1 protein-coding gene is annotated in these 297 nt (G+C 55.6%); it reads left to right on the forward strand.

The window, feature by feature from the left end; all coding sequences use genetic code 11:
- On the forward strand, nt 1-297 hold a 297-nt coding region (locus Q4563_RS18790; protein WP_303605594.1), incomplete at both ends, for an OB-fold nucleic acid binding domain-containing protein.

Raw genomic sequence — 297 nt, forward strand, 5'->3', positions numbered from 1 at the left:
GCTATGAAGATCGCAGTCGTATCCAGATGATTGGCAACCTGCAGCATCAACAACCTGCCGTGGTACAGGGGGAAGTGCGTTCAGCCGATGTCTTGTTTGGCAAACGCCGCAGCTTGCTGGTCAAGATTGCTGACCACAGCGGCGTACTCAGCATTCGTTTTTATCATTTCAGTGCTGCCCAGAAAAACCAGTTTCGTCGTGGGGCGCTGGTACGTTGTTACGGCGAAGCCCGGCGGGGAGCCAGTGGTCTGGAGCTCTATCACCCGGAGTATCAAATGCTCGACAACGGCCTGGACG

It is taken from the genome of Gilvimarinus sp. 1_MG-2023, assembly GCF_030548285.1.